Origin of the sequence: Bifidobacterium thermophilum (assembly GCF_037482445.1) — a bacterium.
Taxonomy (GTDB): Bacteria; Actinomycetota; Actinomycetes; order Actinomycetales; family Bifidobacteriaceae; genus Bifidobacterium; species Bifidobacterium thermophilum_B.
In genome coordinates this window covers 102162-127703 of sequence record NZ_JBBHLY010000004.1, presented here as the reverse complement: position 1 = coordinate 127703, position 25542 = coordinate 102162, and the positions used below count along the sequence as shown (strand labels likewise).

13 protein-coding genes, 1 tRNA gene and 2 pseudogenes are annotated in these 25542 nt (G+C 65.9%); 3 read left to right on the top strand and 13 right to left on the bottom strand.

The window, feature by feature from the left end:
• Nucleotides 1-126: 126 nt before the first annotated feature.
• From WD012_RS05115 to WD012_RS05105, 4 genes and pseudogenes are all read right to left on the bottom strand, one after another.
• A pseudogene (locus WD012_RS05115) lies at nt 127-6783 on the bottom strand (acyltransferase domain-containing protein); the annotation flags it as partial.
• Between the two features lie 177 nt (nt 6784-6960).
• Nucleotides 6961-9006: pseudogene (locus WD012_RS08470) on the bottom strand (fatty acid synthase subunit beta domain-containing protein); the annotation flags it as partial.
• Nucleotides 9007-9632: 626 nt separating this feature from the next.
• The gene (locus WD012_RS05110; RefSeq protein WP_339562694.1) at nt 9633-11261 is read right to left on the bottom strand and encodes an acyl-CoA carboxylase subunit beta; all 1629 of its coding nucleotides are present in this window, start codon (nt 11259-11261) and stop codon (nt 9633-9635) included.
• Entirely contained in the window at nt 11258-13138 is a 1881-nt protein-coding gene (locus tag WD012_RS05105) for an acetyl/propionyl/methylcrotonyl-CoA carboxylase subunit alpha (protein WP_339562693.1), read from the bottom strand. Before WD012_RS05105 ends, WD012_RS05110 begins: the two co-directional genes overlap by 4 nt.
• 247 nt (nt 13139-13385) lie before the next feature.
• Here WD012_RS05105 and WD012_RS05100 point away from each other — a divergent pair, with 247 nt between their 5' ends.
• The gene (locus WD012_RS05100; RefSeq protein WP_422614364.1) at nt 13386-14000 is read left to right on the top strand and encodes a biotin transporter BioY; all 615 of its coding nucleotides are present in this window, start codon (nt 13386-13388) and stop codon (nt 13998-14000) included.
• Between the two features lie 167 nt (nt 14001-14167).
• On the opposite strand, the gene WD012_RS05095 is transcribed toward WD012_RS05100, so the two are convergent.
• On the bottom strand, nt 14168-15037 hold the full coding sequence (locus tag WD012_RS05095; RefSeq protein ID WP_339562692.1) for a biotin--[acetyl-CoA-carboxylase] ligase: 870 nt from the start codon (nt 15035-15037) through the stop codon (nt 14168-14170).
• 92 nt (nt 15038-15129) lie between these two features.
• Between WD012_RS05095 and WD012_RS05090 the strand changes: the two genes are divergently transcribed.
• Together WD012_RS05090 and WD012_RS05085 are read left to right on the top strand one after the other, a co-directional pair.
• On the top strand, nt 15130-17325 hold the full coding sequence (locus WD012_RS05090) for a DUF6020 family protein (protein WP_339562691.1): 2196 nt from the start codon (nt 15130-15132) through the stop codon (nt 17323-17325).
• A gap of 10 nt (nt 17326-17335) precedes the next feature.
• A complete protein-coding gene (locus WD012_RS05085) occupies nt 17336-18325 on the top strand; it encodes a PucR family transcriptional regulator (protein WP_339562690.1) in 990 nt (329 codons plus the stop codon).
• A 152-nt stretch (nt 18326-18477) separates the two neighbouring features.
• Here the strand turns inward: WD012_RS05085 and rplA are convergent, their stop codons facing one another.
• The 8 genes from rplA to obgE form a co-directional block, all read right to left on the bottom strand.
• Complete coding sequence (gene rplA, locus WD012_RS05080; RefSeq protein WP_026503161.1) at nt 18478-19173, bottom strand: 50S ribosomal protein L1; 696 nt, start codon at nt 19171-19173, stop codon at nt 18478-18480.
• Between the two features lie 14 nt (nt 19174-19187).
• Nucleotides 19188-19619 carry a 50S ribosomal protein L11 gene (rplK, locus tag WD012_RS05075; protein WP_026503162.1) on the bottom strand — a complete coding sequence of 144 codons (432 nt, stop codon included), beginning with the start codon at nt 19617-19619 and terminating at the stop codon, nt 19188-19190.
• A 282-nt stretch (nt 19620-19901) separates the two neighbouring features.
• Entirely contained in the window at nt 19902-20753 is an 852-nt protein-coding gene (nusG, locus tag WD012_RS05070; RefSeq protein ID WP_339562689.1) for a transcription termination/antitermination protein NusG, read from the bottom strand.
• A 26-nt stretch (nt 20754-20779) separates the two neighbouring features.
• Nucleotides 20780-21004, bottom strand: a complete 225-nt coding sequence (gene secE / locus WD012_RS05065) for a preprotein translocase subunit SecE (RefSeq protein WP_339562688.1) — start codon at nt 21002-21004, stop codon at nt 20780-20782.
• A gap of 36 nt (nt 21005-21040) precedes the next feature.
• A tRNA-Trp gene (locus WD012_RS05060) sits at nt 21041-21116 on the bottom strand.
• A gap of 246 nt (nt 21117-21362) precedes the next feature.
• Nucleotides 21363-22568 carry a pyridoxal phosphate-dependent aminotransferase gene (locus tag WD012_RS05055; RefSeq protein ID WP_339562723.1) on the bottom strand — a complete coding sequence of 402 codons (1206 nt, stop codon included), beginning with the start codon at nt 22566-22568 and terminating at the stop codon, nt 21363-21365.
• Nucleotides 22569-22656: 88 nt separating this feature from the next.
• Nucleotides 22657-23790 carry a glutamate 5-kinase gene (gene proB, locus WD012_RS05050; protein WP_339562722.1) on the bottom strand — a complete coding sequence of 378 codons (1134 nt, stop codon included), beginning with the start codon at nt 23788-23790 and terminating at the stop codon, nt 22657-22659.
• Nucleotides 23790-25493 carry a GTPase ObgE gene (gene obgE / locus WD012_RS05045; RefSeq protein ID WP_339562687.1) on the bottom strand — a complete coding sequence of 568 codons (1704 nt, stop codon included), beginning with the start codon at nt 25491-25493 and terminating at the stop codon, nt 23790-23792. The genes proB and obgE overlap by 1 nt, the downstream gene beginning before the upstream one ends.
• Nucleotides 25494-25542: the final 49 nt, after the last annotated feature.

Below are 25542 nucleotides of genomic sequence, written 5' to 3'. Positions count from 1 at the left end.
GCTGAGGAATCGCTCAGTGTCGGCGGACGCAGCAGGAATCAACGCGCCGGGCAGGCCGGACCGTCAGGACAATCCGAACCATCTAGACAATCCAGACAGTCCAGACAATCCGGCGTCGTGCACAGGTCAGGCCTCGTAGTAGCCGTCGGCACCCAGACGGGCGTCCGGGTCGAGCAGCATGGCCTTCTCGACCTCGTGCGCGTTGTAGCCGTGGCCGTCCTTGTGGAAATGACGCTCGTCGATGGGCTCGTAGAGCGCGGCATGGCCCATCATGCCTTCTTCCAGACGACGGTGGCCGGCGGCCAGACGGCTGTTCGCGCGCTTGCGCCATGCCTGGAGCGCCTCATCGCCTGCGGTGTGCGCGACCGCGGCCTCGAAGGCGCCGGGGCTGACAATCGCCACGAAACCGCCGACATGGCCGAAGCCGAGGGATGTCGCCAATCCCGCCTTGACCGGGCCGACCTTGATCGGGCTGGTCGGCCAGACCATGAAATCGTCACGCTTGAGCTTCGGATCGACGCAGTCGAGCGCAGCGTTCGCCGGGACGACACCCGTGCGGAACAGCTGGGTCAAGCCGTTGATCTGGAACACGCAGGCGCCGCCCTTCGCATGACCCGTCAGGCTCTTCTGGGAGATGACAAGCAGCGGGTTGCCTTCGGTGCGCCCGATGGCGTGCGCGAGCGTGTTGTGCAGCTCGGATTCGTTCGGGTCGTTCGCGTTCGTGGACGTGTCGTGCTTGGAGACCACGGCGATATCGTCCGGAGTGACACCAAGCCGCGCCAAATCATGCACGAGCTTGGAATCGCGGCCACCCATGCCAGCGGCGAGCGCGCCAAGACCCGGAGCCGGGATCGAGGTGTGCGCGCCATCCGCATAGGAGTGGATGAATCCGACGACGCCAGCGACCGGCAGGCCGAGCTTCAGCGCGATATCGCCGCGCGTCAGCAGAATCGTGCCACCGCCCTGCGATTCGACGAAGCCGCCGCGACGACGGTCGTTCGCACGGGAGAAGAAGCGCGCGTCGATGCCCTTGGCGTACATTTCCTGGGCGTTGGCGGTGGCGTTCATGTTGCCGAAACCGATGACGGATTCAACGCCGATGTCGTCGATTGCGCCGGCGACCACGAAATCGGCCTTGCCGAGGGCGATCTTGTCAGCGCCCTCTTCGACGGAGACCGCAGCGGTCGCGCAGGCGGAGACCGGCTGGATGATATTGCCGTATCCGCCGATGTACGACTGCATCACATGGGCGGCGACCACGTTGGGCAGCGCCTCCTGGAGGATGTCGGTCGGAATCTCATGGTTGAGGAAGCGGTCAAGGTACAGCTTGCGCATCGATTGCATGCCGCCGAAGCCGGTGCCTTGTGTGTCCGCAACCATGGAGGGGTGCACGGCCTGCAGGATCTCCGTCGGCGTGAAGCCCGCGGACAGGTAGGCGTCCACCGCGGTGACGATGTTCCACAGGGCAATCGGGTCGACCGCGCCGACCATCGAAGCGGGGATGCCCCACTTGAGCGGGTCGAAGCCCTTCGGGAACTGGCCGCCGACCGTGCGGGTCATCGCCGCGCGGCGAGGCACGCGGATCATCGAGCCGGCATGGCGGGCGACCACCCATTCTCCGGCTTCGGTGTCCTCGCGGATGCTGGTGTGCGCTTCGTCAAGCTTGACGTATTCGCGGGCCATGTCCTCGGTGGGCACGGAGAATTCGACGTCGTGGTCGAGGAAGATTTCAGCCTCCTCCTCGTCGTTGCCGCCGGTTTCGCCGTCACGCCGGTAGTCGGAGCCCATGCCGTCCTCGAAAGGCCTGACGCCGCTGCGGGCCACGACCTCGTCATGGTAGCGTTCGGCGATATCCTCCTCGGGGACCAGATTGCCGTCGGTGTCGTACCAGCCGGCTTTCGGGCTGTCCTGCCAGGTGAGCAGGCCCATATTCCACGCGAGTTCGAGCACGGCGCCGGCGGACAGGTCGACACTGCCGTCGGGGTGGATGCCGAGCTCCGCCTGGGCGCGGGTGCGTCCGGAGCCCCATGGGCCGAGCTCGCCGACGGAGACGATGACGATCTCGTCCTCGGGGCGTGCGGTGACGTCCGCCCAGTCCTTCAAGTCGATATCGGGCTGGCGGGGCACGCGTGGTGTCGGCAGGGCCTTGATGGTGGGCGCAGGCGCGGCCTTCGTCGTGGCTGCGATGTCAGAGCCTTCGGATTCGGCGCGTTTGGCGTCTTCCATGGCTTCACGGCGCAGGGCGCTGATATCGATGGGCTCGCCCCCCAGGCCACCGGTCAGGTCCACGTCCAGCGGCGCGGTCTTGGCCTGCTCGCGAGCCTGTGCGGTGGCCAGGTCGAGCAGTTTGACGGCGATCTGCTCAGTCGAATAGGTCTTCAGCCCGTGGCGTTCGACCACCTCGACGAGCGGGTCGTTGCCGCCCATCAGGCCGGTTCCCCGCACCCAACCGATCTTCGGATGGGCGAAGGTGACACGGCCGGACCATACGCGTTCGGCGTGCGCACGGTTGACAATCGCGTCGAAGGCGCTCTTGACTTCGCCGTAAGCGCCGTCGCCGCCGAAAATACCGCGGTTCGGGGAGCCGGGCAGAATCACGTGGAGCCGGTGCTGCACGTCGGTGTCCGAGCCGATGGCCGCGAATCCGGTGATCGCGCGTTCCACGCCCCACAGCATCAGGCGCGCCTGCGATTCGAACAGTTCGCCGGAGTCGGCCATGGTGCCGTGGACCGGCGGGGCGGCGAACGGGAAGAACAGCGTGGGCTCGTATGCGGGCTTGATCACCGTGGTCGTGGCTCCGGAGGTCTTCTTCTGCTCATGGCCGACCCAATCGACCAACGCATCGACATCACGGTAGCTGGACAGGTTCGCGGGGACAAGCCACAGACGGGCTCCCGCGGCCGCATGCGTGCGGTACGCCTGCTTCGCCCACTGCTTGACGGACGGCTTGAAGCTGTGCGAGGTGGCGACGACGGTCGCGCCTCCGGCCAGCAGACCGCACACGACCTGGGCGGCGATGGAGCGCGGGGCGACACCCGTGACGACGGCGATATCGCCGGCGAAGCGGGATGCCGCAGGGTCGGCCTTCGGATCGGCGAGCGCCTGAGTGGCGATGGTGTCGAAGATCGCGGCGAGCTCGCGGTCGTCCTTCTGCTCGGCCTTCGCGGCGAACCACTTGGCCTGCTTGCATACCGTGTCGCCGGCGCCAGTGAAGTCGAGCCCCGCGACCGACCGGTCGTCGTTGTAGTACAGGCGGGCGAGGTCCTCACGGGCGGAAGCCCAGCGGTCGTCGAATTCGATGGCCTTGCGGGCGTCGAAGCGCGGTTCGACCTGCTTGGGCCAATCGGCGCCGAGTTCCGCGGCGACGGTTTGGACAACCGCCTCATCGTCGTCGCCGTCAGGCTGGGCGGCCGGGGTGTTCAGGCCGAGCCGGTCGAGCACGTAGCGGGCGGTGGAGGCGAGTACGCCGGTGGAACCGGTGACCTGCTGGGCGAAGGCGTCAAGCGCGGCGGAATCGACCACCGCACCCGAGGCGGCGCCGGAAGCGGACGGCAGCGCGACCGTGATATTGCGACTTGCGGCCACCTGCTGGACGGCGGCATCGATAAGCGCGTTGGCAACGGCTTGGTTCTGGGCGGCTTCGGTACCGAGCGTCGCCAGATCCCCGCCGCGCGAGGACGCCCCGTCGCGCGTGCCGAGCACGAGCGCGACGAGCACGTGGGACGCCCAGCCTTCGCCGAGCTGCCACGTATTGGTCACCCGCTGTTCGACCTGGGCCTGCTTGATGCCGGCCGCACCGAACAGATGGCGGATGCGGTCGCGCACGATATCGCCGAAGACCTGGCCGAAGGGCTTGTAATTCGGGGCGACCTTGTCGACCAGCTTGCTCAGCGCGGAGACCGGCGCTTCAGCGGCGCCATCGACGCTGGCCACGCCGAGTTCGGAGCTGATATCCATAAGCAGCTGGTTGCGGCGCGAGGAGACGCCGTTGGTGAGCGTGTCAGTCGTGTCGTTGTCACCGATCTGGTCGGGGCGGATCTTGCCAGCGTAAGCAAGCAGCGCGGCGATTGCGTCGGAGGCGTGGAACGGTAGATCAGCCGGGCGTTCGCCGGATGCGGCGGCAGGGGCCGCAGGAGCTGGGGCGGACGCAACGGCAGCGGGAGCGGCGGCAGCGGTTTGCGCTACTGGAGCGGCAGGAGCCGCAGCCGGGGCCGCCGGAACAGCTGCCGGAGCGGCGCTATCTTCCTCAGTATCGGTCTCGACGAGCGGATCGGTATCGGTCATGTAGATGCGGCCCTCGTCGCGTCCCACGTTGTACACGGTCACATGGCGGCCGGTGTACTGCGGCAGGCGCAGGGTCTTCGTGCCGAGGTTCGCGAGCGTCGGGGCGTTGCCCAAACCGACCTCGACGTATTCCTCAACGCCGAGCCCGTTATGCGCAGTAGCGCGGAACATGAGGTCCTGCGTCTCAATCCAACGCACCGGGCTTGCGAACTGCCAAGACAGCAGCTCGGTGAGCAGCAGCCTGCCGAGCTTCTGCTCGTCGGCGGCGTAAGCATCCCACACCTTCGGGTCGTCGAGCGCGGCCTTGATGCGCTCGGACGGCACGACGTCGAGGATCTTGCGCGCGAAATCACGCGTCATCTCGAACGGCACGGCCACAAGATTCGGGATGTACCGGCCGACCAGACGCTGGTAGTCGATGTACTGCGGCAGCAGCGCGTCCAGCTTGTCGCGGAATTCGGGCACGCCCTTGCGCAGCAGCCTCGAATGGAATGGCACGTCGATGCCGGGCACGAGCATGAAGGCCGGCTTGCCGCCGTATTCCGCCACGCGGCGGGCGGCGTCCGCCTTCAAAGCCTTGAGTCCGGCTATGGTACCGGCGATCGCGTACTGCTGGCCGGCGAGGTTGTAGTTGACGATCTGCAGGAACTCGCCGGACTGCTTGGCGATGCTCTCGACGTACTCTTCGACGCCGTCATCGCCGACGCCGAACTGGTTCGGCCGCAGCGCGCCCATCCGGTAGTTGGAGCGCCCCTGTTCGTCGCGCTCGATGAGATGGTGCATGGTGGAGCCGCGGTGGAACACGAGCTCGAGCACGGTCTCCAGCGGGATGATGCCGGCGAAGGAGCTCAGCGCGTTGTACTCGCCGAGCGAATGGCCGGCGAAGTAGGACGGCCACAGGTCGCAGCCGGCTTCGCGCAGGCGTGCGGTCTGGGCGAACGCGACCGTGGCGAGCGCGACCTGCGTGAACTGGGTGAGGTTAAGCAGCCCGTCGGGGTGCCGGTAGGTGACGCCGTTGGCGGTGAGCTCCTTCGGGTTGTCACGCACGACGGCGAGGATTGAGAATCCGAGCTTGCTGCGGGTCAAGGCGTCGGCGCGCTCCCACACCTTGCGTGCGGCAGGGGATTTCGCGCGTTCGTCCAGGACCATGCTCTGCTTCTGGATGCCCTGGCCCGGGTAGACGAAGGCGGACACCGGCGGGCGGGTTGCGGCGGTGCCGCGCGAGACGAGCTGGCCGTCGATGCGGCAGGTGACCTCGAGCAGCAGGCCGCCATGGCGGATATGCCCGACGCGTTCGACGGTGATTTCCACTTGGTCGTCCAGTTGGACCATGCCGTACATGTTGTAGGTCCAGCCGGCGATCTCGTAGTTCATGCCCTTGTCGTCGGCCGCTTGCACCACATGCTGGGCAGTGGCGGACAGCCACATGCCATGCACGAGCGGGGCGTCAAGACCGCTGATCGCGGCGCCGCGTACGGACGTGTGAATCGGGTTGAAATCGCCGGAAGTACGGGCGAAAGCGGTCATCTCGTGCGGGGCGCGGACGGTGACGCGGCGCAGCAGACGACGCGGGGTCGGCTCGGTGAGGTCGCCGGCCTGTTCTTTGACGTCATCCTCGTTCGGAGTGTGGGACGGATTGTCCCGATAAGTGAGATATTCGCCGTAATCGGGGGCTTCGACAGGCAGATCATCGCTGTAGGCGCGGCCGCGGATCGCGAAGCGCTCGGTCTCATGCGCAAGCACCGTGCCGTCGGCGGCGGTATGCGTCACATGGATGGTAACCACGCGACCGGAGGCGGATTCGGCGTACGGGTCCGCCCAGCTGGTCAGGCTGACCTGCTCGCCTGTGTGGCGCAGCAGCTCGTGTTCGGGCACTTGCAGTTCGATGAGATGGTCGAGATGGACCGCGTTGAGTAGGCCTTCGATGACCGGATAGCCGTTGACACTCACCGAGCCGAGTGCCGCGTAAATCGCCGGCCACGCCGGTCCGACCAGCGCGTCGGGGGCGATACGCGAGGCGTTGAGGTCCCCCGGCAGGATTCCGGCGGTCGCCGCCTCATGGTCGACGCCAAGATTCGCGGACAGCGTGTACTGCGCGTGCGCCAGGCCGAAGGGGTAGCGCTCAGTGTCATCCGATGGCGTGATTTCAGGCATCGCGACGAGCCGATCGCCGGTGATTGCGGTGTTGCCGATGCCGGCGACCGCGGCGAGCATCGCGTAGACATGCTCGGGCAGGCGATCGCGGTCAACGACCGGCAGACGGCCGCAATCTGCGCCGCCCACGATGAGCGGAATCACGATGTCGCGCACCGCATGCTTGCCGAGCCCACCGTCGGGATCCTTGTCCCAGAAGGTGTCGAGGTGGATGTCGAGGTCGAGCAGGGTCTTGTCGCCGTCCGTGCCAACCTGTTCGATGCGGTAGTTCGTATCGTCCGCAGCCGTGCCGTACGCGGGATTGCTGGTCACATGGCCGATCCAGGAGATATTCGGGCAGCTGCGCACATAGGCCTGCACGTCGGTGGCTCCGGCGAGCGTGCCGAGCGCGTCCGCGGCCGATTCGCCTGTCTGCGCGGTCTGGGCTTGGGTGCGTTCCAGCGCGGCGTGTTCGAAGCGGCCGAGAATATCGGCCACCGGTTCGTCGATGGTCGTGATGCCGGCCACCGAAATCGGACCGGGGATGATGCGCACGGCGTCCGCACTGTAGCGCGGATCCTCCGACTGCCACAGCTGGTCGCGTCCCCACCAGCGCAGCAGGTCGTTGTCGATCACCGGGACGAACGGCATCGGCTTGGGGTATTCGTTGACCAAGGTGATGAACCATGCGGCGTCGGCCGGTTCGACCTCAAGCGTGTCGATCTGCGGGTAGCGCTCCCCCAGCCGGTTCAGCGCCTGCTGCGGGTCGGATTCCACGTCGGCGCGCACCGCGAACAACGGCGTGAATTCACCGGATTCCTGGTCGCGCACACGGGCCTCGATGCGCTGCAACAGGTGCAGATAGCGGTCCGCATAGGTCGGATCGGCCCACGGGAAGGACAGGTCGGCGAAACGCTGTGCCCACTGGCGGTAGGTCATCGAGGCAACGTCACCGAAATACGGTTTCGCGGTTTTGTCGAGTGCGTCGATGATTTCGGCGCGGCGAGGCTCGATCTGCTCGGGGTGTTTCATCATCTCGACCAGCAGACGGCCGCAGCGCGCGGAGGAATTCTCCAATTCGTAGATATCGGCGTGCAGATGGCTCAAGCCGGAGCTGACCCCGCCGACCACCTTGCCGGACGGCACCCAGCGTTCGCCGCGCGGGGCGAACGGGTCGTCGCCGCCCTGTTCGAGCGTAATGCCAGGGGTTTCGACGAGCATGCGCTTGACTTGCGGGCTGGTGTGCGCCTCCTTGGCGGTCATGACGGCGGTGCCGACAAGCACGCCGTCCACTGGCATATCCGGCTCCCCGTAAGCGCGGGACCATTGGCCAGAGATGTAGTCCGCGGCGCGTTGCGGCGTGCCGATTCCGCCGCCGGCGACCAGCACGAGGTTCTCGCAGCCGCGCACGTCGGCATAGGTGTTGAGCAGCAGGTCGTCCAACGATTCCCAGGAATGGTGGCCGCCGGCGGAACCGCCTTCGACCTCGGCGATGATGGTGACCGGGGCGACCGCCTTGGCGATACGTACCACCTGGCGGATCTGATCGACCGTGCCCGGCTTGAACGCCACGTACGGCAAGCCGTCGGCACGCAGGGACGCGATGAGTTGCTTGGCTTCGTCGAACTCCGGGATGCCGGCGGAGACGACCACACCGTCGATTGGGGCGCCGGACGCGCGCTTCTTCGGCACCAGACGCTGCGTGCCGAACTGGAGGTTCCACAGGTAGCGGTCCATGAACATCGCATTGAATTCGACCGTGCGGCCTTCCTCGAGTTCGTCCTCGAGCTCGGCCAGATGCCGGTCAAGCACCTCGGCGGTCACCTGGCCACCGCCGGCGAGTTCGGCCCAGTATCCGGCGTTCGCCGCGGCCGCGACAATCTGCGGGTCCACAGTGGTCGGGGTCATGCCGGCCAGCAGAATCGGCGGCTTGCCGGTCAGTTCGCTGAATTTTGTGGCGATCCGGTCACCGGCGGGCGTGTGGATGACGCGCGGACGGTACGCCTTCCAATTCTGCAGGCGTTCGGGGTCGCCCGTCAGCGTGGACAGCGCGGCACGGTCGGCGGTGCTTGCCGCCTCGACCACACCGGCACCGCTGCCTTGGGCGAGCGCGGCGACCAGCTTGCCGGCCGTGGTGCCCGGGCCCATATCGACAATCCACAATGCGGACGGATCCGTGGACTCAAGCAGCTTATGCACGCGGCCGGTCCAATCCACATGGTTGATGAGCACTTCCTCGGCGAGTTCGCGGGCGCGCAGCCCGTCGAAGCCGCACGCCTGTGCCCACGCGACCGTCTGGTCAACAGCATCGGCCATCAGCGGGGAGTGGAACGGCAGCGTCACGTCAAGGTATTCGAGCGTCGGGGCGAATATTGAGCCGCCGCGCACCTTCTGCTCGCGCAGACGCGCCTGCTTGCGGTGTTCCTTGCCTGCGGCGAGCGCGAACAGCGCCAGATCCTCCGGGTATCCAGACAGAACCTGATGGTCGGGGGCGTTTTCGACGGCGATGGAGACCGGCCCGCGGGTGGCGGGGATGCGCGCGATCAGGGTTTCGGTCTGCTCACGGTTGGCACCCTTGACCGACAACATCGGGGTTGCACCTTCGAGTTTGGCGTGCAGGCCGAGCAGCCGCGCCTGACGGGTGCCGGCGACGCCGATCAGCCGGGCCACGGCGAGGATTTCGTCGATCGGCTCCTGCGCGGCTTCAAGCGAGCCGGCACGCTGCAGTTCGCGGGCCATATGCACGCCGATGATGCCCTGCGAATGGCCGAGCAACGCCACCGGCTTCGAAGCGGGGTTGTACCCCAGATGCACGGCGTCGATAATCGCTGCGAGCTGGGTGAGCGCAATGCCTTCGACGCTTACGGACGCATCCGCTGCGGCTCCGAGCGAGGCACCGGACGGCTTGAATCCGAAGATGTCGGTCGGGTGTCCGGTCACCGCAAGCAGGTCGGCGGCAACCGGGGTCAGCAGGCGGTCGGCGGCGAGCACCTGGGCACGCAGATCCACGGCCAGAGTCGGGTCGTCCATCGCATCGGCGAGCGCCGTCGTCCACGGGGTGGACTGCCCGCCGAACACCACGGCATGGGGTTCGTCGACAAGTCTGGACAGGAAGGGTTTGGTACTGGTCATCATTGTTCCTTTGCTGGTTTCCATTCGATTCGTGTGGTGCTGATTGGTGTGGTTGACGTTGTTGGAAGCGTTGCCGCAAGCGCTTACATCGGCTGGTTGCCGTGATGCTTGTCCACCGGCCGGTGGCGGCGCTTGCCGGCGAGCGTGCGCAGGGCCCCGGCGATCGCGTCCCTGGTCTGCTCGGGGTCGATCATCGCGTCGATCTGCCCGGTTTCCATCGCAAGGTTCGCGTTGACGGTCGTAGCCTCATAGTCGGCCACGTACTTCGCACGCAGCGCCTCCACGTCCTGCCCACGCTCCTTGGCCTTCTGCAGGTCCTTGCGATGAATGATGTTGACCGCGCCCTGGGCGCCGAGCACCGCGATCTGGCTGGACGGCCAGGCGAGGTTGACGTCCGCGCCGATCGCCTTGGAGCCCATGACGATGTAGGCTCCGCCGAAGGCCTTGCGCAGGATCACCGTCACCATCGGCACCTGCGCGTTCGCATACGCGTAGATCACTTTCGCGCCGCGGCGGATGATGCCCGCATGCTCCTGGTCGCTGCCCGGCTTGTATCCGGGGGTGTCCACGAGCGTGACGACCGGCAGGTTGAACGCGTCGCACAGGCGCACGAAACGCGCGACTTTCTCGGAGGATTCCACGTCGAGGATGCCGGCGAGCACATTCGGCTGGTTGGCGACCACGCCGACCGGGTGGCCTTCGACGCACGCGAAGCCGACGACCGCGGATTTCGCGTACAGCTCCTGCACCTGGACGAATTCGCCATAGTCGACGATGCCGTGGATGACGTCGAGCATGTCGTAGGGCTGGCGGTCGTTATCCGGCACGATGGAGGCGACACGCGCGGCCGCCGCCTGGTCGGCGTGCGTGGAAGCATAGGCGAATACCGGCGGCTCACACTGGCAGTTCGACGGCAGGTAGGCGAGCACCGTGCGCGCGTAGTCGATGGCGTCGGCCTCATCTTCACCGAGATAATGCGCGACGCCGGAGACCACGTTGTGCACGTAGCCGCCGCCCAGATCGGCCATGCTGATCGTCTCGCCGGTGGACGCCTTGACGACGTTCGGGCCGGTGACGAACATGTCGGAGTTCTCGCGCGTCATGATGATCAGGTCGGTCAGCGCCGGGCAGTAGACGGCACCGCCCGCGCACGGGCCGAGGATGATGGAGATCTGCGGGACGAAACCGCTCGCCTCGCAGGTCTTCTTGAAGATCCGCCCGTACTGGCTGAGTGCGGCGACACCCTCCTGGATACGCGCGCCGCCGGAGTCGATCAGCGCGACAATCGGCACTTTGAGGCTGATGGCCATATCCATGAGGTGGCAGATCTTCTCGCCTTCGGCCACGCCGAGCGTGCCGCCGCGCACCGAGAAGTCCTGCGCATACACGGCGACCGTGCGCCCGTAGACTTTGCCGAACCCGGTGATGACGGCCGAGCCGGCCACTCCCTTGTTGATGTCGCCGCCGACGAAACGGCCGATCTCCTGGAAACTGTCGGCGTCGAAGAGCAAATCGAGGCGTTCGCGGGCCGTGCCCTTGCCTTTCGCGTGCTGGCGTTCGCGGGCGTGCTCCTCGGCGGTGCGCGCGAGTTCGGCGGCCCGCCCCACGGCGGGGCGGATCGGCTGGGTCGCGTCATGCACGGTGGAGTCCGCCGACGCCGTGGAGTTCGCCGGTGCCGTGGATGCCTGTGGTGCAGTCAGTGTGCTGGTCATTGCCGGTCTCCTTCCGTATCCTTCTGCGTCGATGCCCCGGATGCCGCCGGCGCCCCTTCGGCGGCGTGGATGTCAAGCTCGACAAGCGTCTGCCCGCCTTCGACACCATCCGCCGGGCCGACGCAGATCTTCCTGACCGTGCCGTTGACCGGCGCGTACACGTAGTTCTCCATCTTCATGGATTCGAGCACGACCAAGAGGTCACCCTTGGAAACGCTCTGGCCTTCCGCCACGTTGACGCGGGTGACAATCGCCTGCATCGGCGAGGAGATGATGCCGCTTTTCGCCCCGTCGTCCGCTTTCGGCTTGCCGATGTCATGCAGGCCCTGGCCGCGCAACGGCTGCGTGGCGCGATGGGCGGACCGCACGCGGGCGGCACCCGTCAGCCCGTCGACAATCGCCTGGGGAACGGTGAGTTTGACACGCTTGTCATTGACTTCGATGACGAAGGAGTCGCTGGCCGCAGCCTTCTCGCCTGCCCCACCGGCCAGGGAAGCGGGCTGTCCGGCACCCGCGGCGGCGGGTTCGCGGTTGAGATACTTGCGTTCCAGCCATTTGGTGGACACGCTGAACGGATGCTGTTCGGCGGTGAATTCAGGATCGTTGAAAATCCGCTCGAACAGGCTCGCCGGCGACGGCACGCCTTCGATACGCAGCTCGCCGAGCGCCCGGCGCACGCGGGCGACCGCAGTCGCGCGATCCTGCGCGGTGACGACGAGCTTGCCCATGAGGGAATCGAATTTCGGCGAGATCGTGTCCCCGGCTTTGACGCCGGAATCCACGCGGATTCCCGGCCCGGCGGGCCATTGCAGTCCGGTGAGCGTGCCGGAGCTCGGTGTCAGGTTCGTCGCCGGATCCTCGCAGGTGATGCGCAGCTCGAAACTATGCCCGCGGATGCCTTGCGGCCGGGTCAGGTGGCCGCCCGCGGCGATAGTCAGCTGCTCACGCACCAGATCAAGCCCGCACACCTGCTCGCTGACCGTGTGCTCGACCTGCAGACGCGGGTTGACTTCCAGGAAGTACACCTTGCCCTGTTCGGTAAGCATGAATTCGCAGGTGCCCAACCCCACGTAATCCACCGCCTCGAACAGGCCGCGCGAGTAGCGTTCCAGCGCTTCGAGCGCTTTCGGTGGCATGAAGGGGGCCGGGGCCTCCTCGATGAGTTTCTGGTTGCGCCGCTGCACCGAGCAGTCGCGCGTCGAATACACGACGAAATCGCCGTGGCTGTCGCGCCCGCACTGGGTTTCCACATGCCGAGCCTTGTCGATGAACCGCTCGACGAAATATTCGTCCAGATCCCCGCCCTGCAGCGCGTCATGGCTCAAATAGAAGCCGCGCAGCTCGTCATCGTTGTGCACGATGGTGATGCCGCGGCCGCCACCGCCGTCCGTGCGCTTCATCATGATCGGATAGCCGTGCGTCTGTGCGAAATCAAGCAGCTCGCGCATATCCTTGACCGGCTCGGAAATACCGGGGACGGGCGGGACCTTCGCGCGGGCGGCGACCCTACGGGCGGTGATCTTGTCGCCCAGATCGACCAAGGCCTTGGGATCGGGCCCCACCCAGACGGCACCGGCCTCACGGACCTTGGTCGCGAACGACGGCACCTCGGAAAGGAACCCGTAGCCGGGGTGCACCGCGTCGGCACCGCTCCTGTGCAGGATGCCGATCAGCAGGTCCTCGTTGAGATACGTGTCGCGGTAGGTGTCGCCGGGCAGCAGATAGGCCTCGTCCGCCATCTGCACGTATTGTTCGTCACGATCCTGTTCGGCGTATACGGCGACCGTGCGGATGCCCATCTCACGTGCGGTGCGTACGACACGCAGCGCGATCTCGCCGCGATTCGCCACCAGAAGTTTGCTGACAGTATTGACCATACGTTCCAAGCTAGGCCGCATGGCTTGCGCCCGATGGGGGCATGGACGACAAAGAATCCGCGATCTTTTTGTACCCCTCCACAAACGTCACCGTAAGTTGGCTCCCGATTTTCGGCGGTATTGCGCCATTCGGCGTTTTTCCCGCAACCGGCCGGACACATCGGCGACACGAGCGGCCACAATCGGGTCCATAGAATGATGGCCAGCACGCCCCTGACGGGGTATTGCACGAAAGGAAGGGATTCCCATGTCACATCAGACACCATCCGCCGCGCTCACGTCCGCGGCCCCGACCATGGCCCGCCGCCTGCTGCGTTCGGCGGGCATGTCACTGCTGTTCGCGCTGCTGCTGTGGGCAGCTGCCGCCGCCGGGCGCATCCCGATTCCCGGCACGCCGGTCGCCATCACCTTGCAGACCTTCGTCCTGATGCTCGCCGCCCTGAGCCTTGATTGGCGCGAGGCGGGCGGCGCGGTCGTGCTGTATCTGCTCGCCGGTGCCGCCGGGCTGCCCGTGTTCTCGGGCGGCATGTCCACGCTGGCGCTGGTCGGCCCGAGCGCCGGCTTCCTGTTCGGTTTCCTGCCGGGCGTGATCGTCACGTCCCTGCTCAAGGGCAAGGCGCGCGGCACGGGTGCGCGCTCCTACTGGCTGACCGCCGCGAGGTATTTCGGCGCCTCGCTGGTCGGCTGTGTGGTGGTCGTATACGCCTTCGGTGTGAGTGTCCAGGCGATGCTCACGCATGTTCCGCTGAGCGCTGTGGCGCTCGCCTCGCTCGGGTTCGCCGGCGGCGACCTGCTCAAGGCGGTTGTCGCCTCGGCGGCCGTCAGCGGGCTGTCCTCGCGTATTGCCCGTGACGCCAAGTGACGTCAAAGAACGGCAAGTAACTGCAGGATGCGCAGTTGCACCAGTCGATAACGAAAGGCCGCCGTCCCGATTGCATGGGGCGGCGGCCTTTCGCGTATGTGTATGTTGTTGTCACCGTTACGGACAGCGGACCCTCGGCTGGCGGTCAGTGAGCCATCAGTCGCCCATCAGTCAAGAACGCCGACATCACCGGTCGTCACCGTATGCTCGACCCCCTCGTCGTCCACAATGGCCAGCGAGGCGTCCGGATTGATGCGGATAGCGCGCCCGACAATCGTCTCACCCCCGACGAGCCTGGCTTCCACCCTCCGTCCGAGCGTCCAGCTCACCTGCCGGGTTTCCTCAAGCAACCGGGCTGCGTAGGCCTTGCGGTCATGCACGAACCGGGCGATACGCTCACGCAGGCCAGCTGTGATCCCCGCCGCGATGAGGTCGCGCAGCACTTGCGCGTCCGGCAACGGGTCGACGTGCAACTGCAAGGATGTGGATTGTGGGGTCGGCAGGCTTTCCGCGCGCAGGGCGAGATTGATGCCGATACCGATGATCACGCCGGTGCGATGCTCGTCCAAGGGCACAAGCTGCACCAGAATCCCGCCGAGTTTCAGGCCATGGCAGAAGATGTCATTCGGCCATTTGATGGCCAGCGTGCAATCCTGCTGACGCGGACGGGCACCGCTGCCGAGCACAGCCGACCGGATCGCGTCGCGTGAGGCGAGACCGGCGAGCGTCGACAGCCACCCGTTGACCGTGTCGTCGGCCACGACATCGGCGGGCATCACCGTGACGAACGACACCGTGAACGACTCCCCCGGCCGGTTCACCCACGCGCGTCCAAGACGACCGTGACCGCCGGTCTGGTAGTCCGCGGCAATCACCGTGATCTTCCCGTCATCCGCCGGGTCGCCCCCGATCCGCCCATCGGCGAGCATCTCGCCGGCGAGCGTGTTCGTCGAATCCACCTCGGCCAGCGCAATCAGCCGGTCAGCCTCCCGTTCTGTCCGCGGCATGCGCGGAACCGTCCCCTGTTTCGTCATCATGGCACCAGCCTACCGCCAGGGCAGGCAAACCCTCGGATTTACGCGCCGGACCGCTCCAGGCGGTTCCTTGCGTCAGACTACAATGCTCAAGCATGACTGAAGCCACGCGAACCACGACAGACCAGACCACGGCGCACACGCAGCCCGACCGGTCGGTGTCGCCCGCCCTCGCGCAAGACCACAGCCACGACCATGCCATCGGCTCACCATCCCGCGTGCAGCGCCGACACCTTGAGCACGCCGGACGTGTCGTCCGATGGACGCTCGCCGCACTCGCCGTACTGTGGCTGAGTTTCTGCACGGCGATCGGCCCATGCTATTGGTTCGGCAACGGCATCGCCGACTGGAACGGTACCAACACCGTGTTTTTCCTTGTCGCCGCGATCATCTACACGCTGATCCTGCTGGCATTGGTGCGTGTGGGAGGCGGCTTGCCGCCGCTGCCGTCGGCCTTGGATGCCGTGCTGCACCGCGTCGCGGCCCGGTTCCACGCGCTCGGCTCACGCCACTGGTTCCAACGCCTGAACGCCCCGTTGCGGGCAATGGCGCGCGGCTGGCATCGTTTCGCATCCACCCGCTTCGCCAGGACCGTCACGCGAGGATGGCGCACCATGCGTACGGCCTGCCCACGCATCGTCATGCGATGCACCGGCAGCTGGCTTGGCCTCGCGCTCATCCTGTTCGTCGGATGGCTGTGGGTGCCGGTCACCCTGCTGTCCGCGTTCGGTGCGGATATCCGCTCGCAAACCCGCGAATTCAGTTGGGCGTGGAACCAGTGGACCGGCCTGCAACAGCCGTACACCGGGTTCTTCGCCTTCGTGCCGATGGATATCTACCCGACCGCGCATTACCTGTGGCCGCAGGACCCGACCTATCTGACGGACCAGCACAATATCGTGCTCACCGTGGTCTACGGGGCGGTCGCCGCGGCGTCACGCTATTTCACCGGGTCGAATGACGCCGGGTATGTGCTGCTGTCCGCACTGCAGTTCCTGTTCGCCGTGTTCTGCTGCGCGGCGACCATGCACCGTTTCTTCAACCTGCCGTGGATCGCGGCGAGTGATACGGCCGGCATCCCGCCAAGCGAGCCGGGCGGCACTGCGGAAGACTATCCGCATGCGGCAGCGCGCGCCGGCGTCTGGCCGCGCGTACTGACCATCCTGTTCTTCCTGGTGTGCCCGATCCCCGTCTTCGCCACCATCAGCCTGACCAAATCGCCGCTGTTCGCCTTCGCGTTCGTCTGGTGGTTCGGCATCGCCTACCAGCTGCATATGACGCGCGGCGGGCACGGCGGGCAGGCACGGCGGCTGCCACGCAACACGTTCATCGCAGGCATCGCCAGCGCGTGCGTCATGCTGGTCAGCGCGAAATACGCGTGGTACGTACTATTCGCGCAGGCCATCATCATGCTCATCGCGGACCGCAGACGCTGGAAGACCTATCTCGCCATCCTGCTGCTGCCGGCGGTCATCCTGCACGGCGGGCTGATGATGCTGGTCGCTTCCGGCAAGGTCATCAACGGCGACCCGATCGAAAGCCGGGGCATCCAGTTGCAGCAGATCGCGCGCGTCGCCCAACTCAACCCGTCGGGCATCCCCAAGGACGCCGCCGACAAGCTCGCCCCGATCTTCAATCTCGACCAGATGGGCGAATCCTACTTCCAGCAGGATGCCGACCCGGTGAAATCCTCCGGCATCCAATCCAAGAAGGTCAGCTACAAGTGGCGTTCGGTCACCAAGGAGGACATGGCCGATTTCAACAGCGCATGGTGGCAGATCGTCCGCGCGAACCCCGTCATCGCGTTGGACGCGTTCCTCGCGGAATGTTTCGGGTATTTCGATGTCGCCGACCTGCCCTACGTGTCCATGGACTATTACGTGACCAGCGACTACGTGGACAACACCGCGTGGATCGGGCAGTGGCAGCCGCAATGGCGGCATGATATCGCTCGATTCGCACGCGACTGGGGCAAGATCCCCGTACTCGGATGGGTCACGCACGGCAACTTCTATGTGATCCTCACCCTGCTTATCGGGGCGGCGGAAGTGGTTCGCAGACGGTGGCGCACGCTCGCCTGGCATATGCCGCTGCTGCTGCTCATGGGCGTGATGATCACGTCGCCGGCGAACAACTTCGAACGGCATATGCTGCCGGTCACCTTCGTGTTCTGCTTCCTGCTGCTGACCTATTGGCGCGAGTCGAGGCGACGCGTCACGACGGCGGACGACGGGCGGGAGCACGACGCCCATGGCGGCCGCGACCGTGACGTGGCGGACCCGCAGGACTAGGCTGGCTGGTATGGCCTCATCTTCCGGACATGCCGCAGCGGGCGGCGAACGCAGGGATCTGCTCGACCTGCTCATGGCACGGCTCGCCGCCATGCTCGGCGACGACGCGCTCGACCGCGACCGTGCCGCGGCAACCGGCAGACCTGCCGCATCCGATACGTCCGGCACGTCCGGCATTCCCGATTCCGAAGGGCATACGCTGCCGGCCGGCCCTACCGACGCGCGGACCCTGCTCGAATCCATCGTGTTCGCCTGCCTGGCCGAAGGCATTGACGACGAGCGGATCGTCTCCCTCATGCACATGCTCGGCTGGCCGGGCAGCTTCGTCTGCTGCACCATCGCCGGCACGCCCGGCCACCATGACATGTGGGCTTGCGCGGCATCGATCCGAGGGGCTCTTCCGCCCCACAAGGACGGCACACCACAGGACTGCCTGATCGGCGAACATGACGGGCACGTCGTGGCCCTGGTGCGCGTGGACGACGGGGCGAGCCCCGACCAGGTCGCCGCTATCGCAAAGGAATGCTTCGATCCTGCCGAGGCGATCTGCTTGGGGCCGACACGCCAGAACGCCCCCGGGGCCGCACGCGCCATCCGCGCCGTGGTGAACGCGCTGTTCGCGTTGCAGGCGTGCACGCGGGAGGTCCCGCAGCCGATGCGGACCGAGGATCTGCTGCCCGAACGGGCGCTCATGGGTGACGAGGATGCGCGCGAGGAGTTGATCGGCTCGATCTACGAGTCCCTCAAGGGCGATAATCCCAACGATCCCACTCTGCTCACCGTGAGCGTCTTCCTTGATTCGGGCGCTTCGCTGGACGCGACGGCGAGGGTCCTGAGCGTGCATCCCAATACCGTGCGGTACCGGCTCAAGCGGGCCACGGAGATCTGCGGCTGGGATGCGACCGATACGCGCGAGGCGTATGTGCTGTCGACCGCGATCACGCTCGGACGGCTGCGCGATGCCGGCATGTGGCGCGACAACGGCGACCGGCAGGCCTGACGTCTCACCTATGCCCGGCTGAGATTTCACGCGGATTGTCCGACCGTCCGCAGCGGTCACGTATGGAAAAGCCCCATGCACCGTACGCCGGTGCATGGGGCTTGTGCGTTCTTGTTCCGTCCTAGGCTCGAATTAACGGGCGGAACCAGAAATCAGGCGAGAGCGGCGGTATCCAGCGGGATGCCGGGGCCCATCGTGGAGGTGATGGTCGCCTTGGTGATGTAGCGGCCCTTCACGGTGGACGGCTTGAGACGCTTGATCTCGTCGGCCACTGCCTTGAAGTTCTCGTCAAGGGCCTTCTCGTCGAAGGACATCTTGCCGATGAGGAAGGACAGGTTGCCGTGCTTGTCCACACGGAACTCGATCTTGCCGCCCTTGATATCCTTGACGGCCTTGGTGACGTCCATGGTCACGGTGCCGGTCTTCGGGTTCGGCATGAGGCCACGCGGGCCGAGGATGCGGCCCAGACGGCCGACCTTGCCCATCATGTCCGGGGTGGCCACAACGGCGTCGAAATCGAGGAAGCCGTCCTGGACCTTCTGCACGAGATCGTCATCACCGACAATGTCGGCGCCGGCCTCGGTGGCCTCGGTGGCCTTCGGGCCGCGGGCGAACACGAGCACCTTGGCGGTCTTACCGGTGCCGTTCGGCAGGTTGACGACGCCACGCACCAGCTGGTCGGCCTTGCGCGGATCCACGTTCAGACGGTACACGGCTTCGATGGTCTCATCGAAACCACGCTTCGGCATGCTCTTGAGCAGAGCGATCGCCTCGGGAGCGGTGTACAGGTTGTTGCGATCGACCTTCTCGGCCGCCTCGCGGTACTTCTTGGAGTGCTTCTTAGCCATCTGTCCTTCTCCTCTCAGTCGGTGACCGTGATGCCCATGGAACGGGCGGTACCTGCGATGATCTTCATGCCGGCCTCGACGTCGCGAGCGGACAGATCAGGCATCTTGATCTCGGCGATTTCGCGGACCTGTGCCTTGGTGACGGAACCGACCTTGTGGGTCAGCGGGTTATCGGTGCCCTTGTCGATCCCGGCAGCCTTCTTCAGCAGGGCTGCGGCCGGCGGGGTCTTGAGGATGAAGGTGAAGGAACGATCTTCGTAAACGGTGATCTCGACAGGGACGACCTGGCCCATCTTGTCCTGCGTGGCCGCATTGTAGGCCTTGCAGAAGTCCATGATGTTGACGCCATGCGAGCCCAGGGCCGGACCCAGCGGCGGGGCGGGGTTCGCCTTGCCAGCCTGGATCTGAAGCTTGATCAGCGCTGTGACTTTCTTCTTAGGAGCCATTGTCTGGTTCTTCTTTCTGTGAAGCGGTATGCACGGTCGCCGCACACGAGGCGCGGTCTCCTCCCGCAACTTGCATTGCTGTGCTGTGCTAGCGGGTCTCCCCTCCAGACACAAACAGCACTATTATGCTCGTTCACCTCGACATCGTCAACGACGCCACGCCCATACGGCACACAGCCCGGTAGCGTCCACCGGGCAGGAGGCGTCAGCGGGCAGGCGCGCAGATACGACGATGGCGGCGACACCCGAAGGTATCGCCGCCATCGTGGACGAGATATGCGGTCAGTTGATCTTCTCGACCTGGCCGAACCCGAGTTCGACAGGCGTGTCGCGACCGAAGATGGACACGAGCACCGTGAGCTTCTGCGTGGTCGGCTCGATGTCGGAAACCACGGCCGGCATGGTCGCGAACGGGCCGTCGGTCACGGTGACCTGGTCGCCGATCGCGTAGGAGACCTCGAGCTTGCGCTTCTTGGCAGCAGCAGGCTTGTCGCCGGCGGCCTTGAGCGCCTCGGAGGCGATCATCGGGGCCATCATCTGCACGACTTCCTGGCGGGACAGCGGGGCCGGGTCCTTGGTCGGCCCGACGAAGCCGGTGACACCCTCGGTCTCGCGCACAATACGGCGGGCGTCCTCGTCCGGCCACATGCGGATGAGCACATAACCCGGCACACGCACGCGCGTAATGACCTTCTTGCCCTTTTCGGTGTGCTTCTCGACCTCTTCCATCGGCACTTCCACCTGGAAGATCTGGTCTTCGAGACCGAAGCTCTGCACGCGGGACTCGATATTCGTCTTGACGCGCTTCTCGTAGCCGGAGTACGTATGCAAGACGTACCACTTGCCGTCCAACGTGCGCAGGCTCTTGGAGAATTCCTCGACAGCCTTGGTACCGGCATCTTCGGCAGGTGCCTCATTGCCGGCTTCGGCGGCCCCATCCGCCTCGGCCTGACCGTCCGCCTGCTGCGCTTCGTCCGCAGGGGTCGCGGCGGACTCGTCAACCTCGTCCGCCTGATCCTCGGCCGCCGGCACGGGAGCCTGCTGTGCGGCAGGAATGTCACCGTTCGCGGCATCCTCGTCGGACACCACGTCGGGCAACGAATCCAGATTCTCGAGATTTACTTCATCATCCATGCTTACTTAACCTTCGTGTGTACGGATCAGCCGAAAACGAGCAACACGAGCTTGCCCAAGCCGAAGTCCATCGCGGTGACCAGCGCCATCAGAATCAGCACGAACACGAACACCGCGAACGACCAGGAAAGCAGTTCCTTGCCCGTCGGGGTTACGACCTTGCGAAGCTCATTGAACGTCTGCTTGATGTACAAGCCAATCCGCATGAAAATATTGGGCTTGCGCGGCTTGTCTTTACGTGCCTTGGCCATTTCCATCCTTCGCTCGGCTGTCGAACATCCAAAAACTGGCAGGGACGGCGGGACTCGAACCCACAACCTACGGTTTTGGAGACCGTTGCGCTACCAATTGCGCCACATCCCTAGGTGAACTCTGCTCATTCTATCGAAACGACGGGACTGAGCAAAACCGCCAAGAGGCCATCTTAGCGGGTATCCGCGATTTCGTCCAATCGGGTGGCGCCACACGCGTCATATCGCGGCAAATCAGAGTGTCGCATTGGCGTGCGGGACCCCGACCAACGGCAGGTGCCCGGCCGCAGCATCAGCCGCGACCGGGCACCATAACCCATTGCCAATCAGCACGCCAACCGATCAGCGTGTCAGCGCGTCAGCCGATCCACTCCTTGAAGTAGCGCATGCCCTTGGCAAGATCATCGTCGGACAGCGCGTAGGAGAAGCGCAGGTAGCCGGGAGCACCGAAGGCCTCGCCCGGCACTGCCGCGACATGGCCCTCATCGAGCAGCAGCGCGGCGAATTCCTGCGAAGTGTTGGCGATGGAGCCGTTCGCGCCCAGCGGCTTGCCGAGCAGCTCCTCGATGTTCGCAAACGCGTAGAACGCGCCGGTCGGCATCGGGCAGTGCACGCCCGGAATCTCGTTCAGCGCCGCGACAATGGCCTGGCGGCGCTTGTCGAACGCCTCGCGCATGGCTGCCACGGCGGACAGGTCGCCGCCCACGGCGGCGATGGCCGCACGCTGGGAGACGTTCGAGACATTGGAGGTCATATGGCTTTGCAGCTTGGTCTGCGCCTTGGCCACCTCGAGCGGGGCGACCGTCCAGCCGACACGCCAGCCGGTCATCGCATACGTCTTGGCGACACCGTTGAGCACGAGCAGCTGGTTGCGTACTTCGGGCACTTCGGCGCCGACGTACGCGGTCTTCACGCCGTCATAGTTGAGATGTTCGTAGATTTCGTCGGAAACCACCCACACGTGGTGTTCCACGGCCCATTCGCCGATCGCCCTGATGGTCTCGCGGCTCCACACGGCGCCGGTCGGGTTGGACGGCGAAGTGAGGATGATGGCCTTGGTGCGCTCGGTGCGGGCCGCCTCGATCTTGTCGATATCCGGCTCGAAGCCCTGTTCAGCGCCGGAGAACACCGGGACCGGCTTGCCGCCGGCGAGCTTGACAACCTCGGGGTAGCTGGTCCAGTACGGTGCGGGGATGATGACCTCGTCGCCCGGATTGAGCAGCAGCTGGAATACTTCGTATACGGACTGCTTGCCGCCGTTGGTGACGACCACCTGGTCGGGCGAGATCTCATACCCGGAATCGCGCAGCGTCTTGCGGGCGATTGCCTCGCGCAGCTCGGGCAGGCCGGCCGTCGGGGTGTAGCGGTGGTTCCTCGGGTCACGGCACGCGGCGGCCGCGGCGTCGACGATGTAATCAGGGGTGGGGAAATTCGGCTCGCCCGCGCCATAGGCCACGATGTCGATGCCCTGCGCCTTCATCGCCTTCGCCTTCGAATCGACAGCGAGGGTCGCGCTGGGGGCGACATTGTTGACACGGTCGCTCAGGTTCTGCCAGTCAGCCATAGTCATGGCCCCTACTGTAATCACCACGGGCGAAAACCACCCCGCGAGGCGACACGCAGTCGCGGCATGCCGCAGCCGCGGCACGGGGTCACACGAGGACGAGATTGTCGCGATGCACCAGCGGATGCGCGTACTCGTCGCCGAAGAACCGGCGCAGCTGCGCGCTGTTGCGCCCGAGCATACGCGGGATCTCCTCGGAATCGTAGCCGGACAGCCCCTTGGCGATATGCCTGCCGGATTCATCGTCCACCCACACGGGGTCGCCGGCGGAGAATTCGCCGCGCACCTCGACCACGCCGGCGCTGAGCAGGCTGGCCTGGCCAGCACGAATCGCCTTGGCCGCCCCCGCATCCGCGACCAGCACGCCACGCGGGTGGGATGCAAACTTGATCCACAGGCGGCGTGACGAGCCGCGCCGCTTGACCGGGGCGAAGGCGGTACCCACCGGGTCGCCCATCAAGGCGGGGCCGGCGTTCGACGCGCAGGTCAGCACCGAGGGGATACCTGAAACCGCCGCCATGTGCGCCGCCTCAAGCTTGGTGACCATGCCGCCGGTGCCGACGCCCGACGTGCTATCGGCGACCTTCACCTCGTCCAGGGCGCGTTCGACATCGGGCACGAAATCGATCTTCCGGGAACCGGGCTGGCTTGGTGGCGCCGTATACAGGGCGTCCACATCGGTGAGCAGGACGAGGGCGTCCGCGCGCACGATATTCGCCACGAGCGCAGACAGGCGGTCGTTGTCTCCGAAGCGGATCTCGTTGTTCGCCAAGGCGTCGTTCTCGTTGACGACCGGCACGACACCCAAATCAAGCAAGCGGTCCAACGTGCGCTGCGCGTTGTGGTATTGCGTCGCGCGGATCGTGTCCTCAGCGGTGATGAGGATCTGGCCCACCCGGATGCCGAACCGGCTGAACGACACCTCATAGCGGGCCATGAGCAGCCCCTGGCCGACCGAGGCGCACGCCTGCTGCGTGGGGATATCCGACGGGCGCCGCTCGAAGCCGAGCGGCCCGAATCCGGCGGCGATGGCGCCCGACGACACGAGGACGATGCGCGCACCCTGCAGGCGGGCGCACGCCAAGGCGGCGACAAGCGCGTCAAGCTTGGCCGGGTCAAGATGCCCTGACGGCATGGTCAATGAGCTTGACCCGACCTTGACCACCACGGTCTGCGCCTGCGCGATAGCCCGCCTGACCTTCTCGTGCGTGGGCTGCGCCATCATTCGCCCGCTTCCTGCTCGCCCTGGCCGTCATCCCCGGCCGGCGTGTCCTCGCCGCGACCGAACAGGCTCGTACGGTCATGACGGTCGTCGTCCACGCTCGGGTCGGCCCAGTGGCCGGCCTTGCGTTCCGCCATCATGGCGTCACGGACCGCGGCACGCGCATCCATCATCTCGTGGTATGCACGGCGACGCTCGGCGTTCGTGCGACGCTGCGCACGCGGATCGTTCGCCTCAAGACGCAGATCCTTGCCACGCGAGCCCAGCTGCGAACCGTCAAGCATCTCGGCGCCCGCCGCGATGGTCGGATCCCAGTCGAAGGCGACCGCGCGCTCGCCGCGGCCGATACGCACCTCGTCGCCCGCATGCGCGCCCTGGCGCCGCAGCTCGTCCTCGACGCCCAGCTTGGCCAGACGGTCCGCCAGATAGCCGACGGCCTCATCATTGTCGAAATTCGTCTGCATGACCCAGCGTTCCGGCTTGGTGCCGGTCACCGTGAACCACACGTCGCCGTTGCGGTTCGTCTCACGCTCGACCTTGAACCCGGGTTCCGCCACAGCCGGGGTGCGGCGGCGGCCCTTACGCTCCAGCGGCTTGATGACGACGCGCTCCTCCTGCTGCTCCTGCTCGCGGCGCGCCACCTCCTGGCGCATCCGGGCGACTTCCTCGCCGAGCGCATACCCGAGCTCCTTGAGCCCGGCATGCGAGGCGGTGGACACCTCGAAGACGCGAAGCCCCATCTTCTCGAACTCCGGGCGGACGAAATCCGCGAGCTCCTTGGCTTCCGGCACATCGACCTTGTTGAGCACAATGATGCGCGGGCGTTCGGGAATCGGGATCGCGCCGACCGGGAGCTCCAGCTTGTCCGCATACTGCGCGAGCTCGTGCTCGAGCGCATGGTAGTCGGAAACAGGGTCGCGGTCCGGTTCGAGGGTCGCGCAGTCGATGACATGCACGATGATCTCCGTACGCTCGACATGGCGCAGGAACTCGAGGCCGAGGCCCTTGCCCTCCGAAGCCCCCGGGATCAGGCCCGGCACGTCGGCGATCGTATACCGGTAGTCGCCGGCCATGACCACACCGAGGTTCGGTACGAGCGTGGTGAACGGATAGTCCGCGATCTTCGGCTTGGCGGCGCTCATCGCCGCGACCAGACTGGATTTGCCCGCCGAGGGGAAGCCCACCAGGGCGACGTCGGCGATGGATTTGAGTTCGAGCACGACATCGCGTTCCTCCCCCGGTTCGCCGAGCAGCGCGAAGCCTGGGGCGCGACGTGTACGGTTCGCCAGCGCGGCATTGCCAAGGCCGCCCGCACCGCCCGAAGCGGCGACATACCGGTCGCCGGCGTGCCGCAGATCGGCCAGCAGCTCGCCGGGGCGCTTCGTTTCGCCCTTGGAGCCTTTGGCGGTGAAGATCATCGTGCCGACCGGCACGGGCAAGATCAGGTCCTGCCCCTTGGACCCGTCCTTGGTGTCCCCCAAGCCCATGGTGCCGTTGCCCGCCGTGCGATGCGGGATGAACCGGTAGTCCAGCAGGCTGTTCGCATTGACGTCGGCCACGAACACCACCGAGCCGCCGTCCCCGCCGTTGCCGCCGTTCGGGCCGGCAAGCGGCTTGTATTTCTCGCGCCGGATGCCGGCGGAACCGTTGCCTCCGTCGCCGCCCTTGACGTGGACGGTCACCCGATCAACAAAATCTGTCATAATCTCACCTTACGTCGTCCGACCGCCGATGAACGCATAAGACGGACGG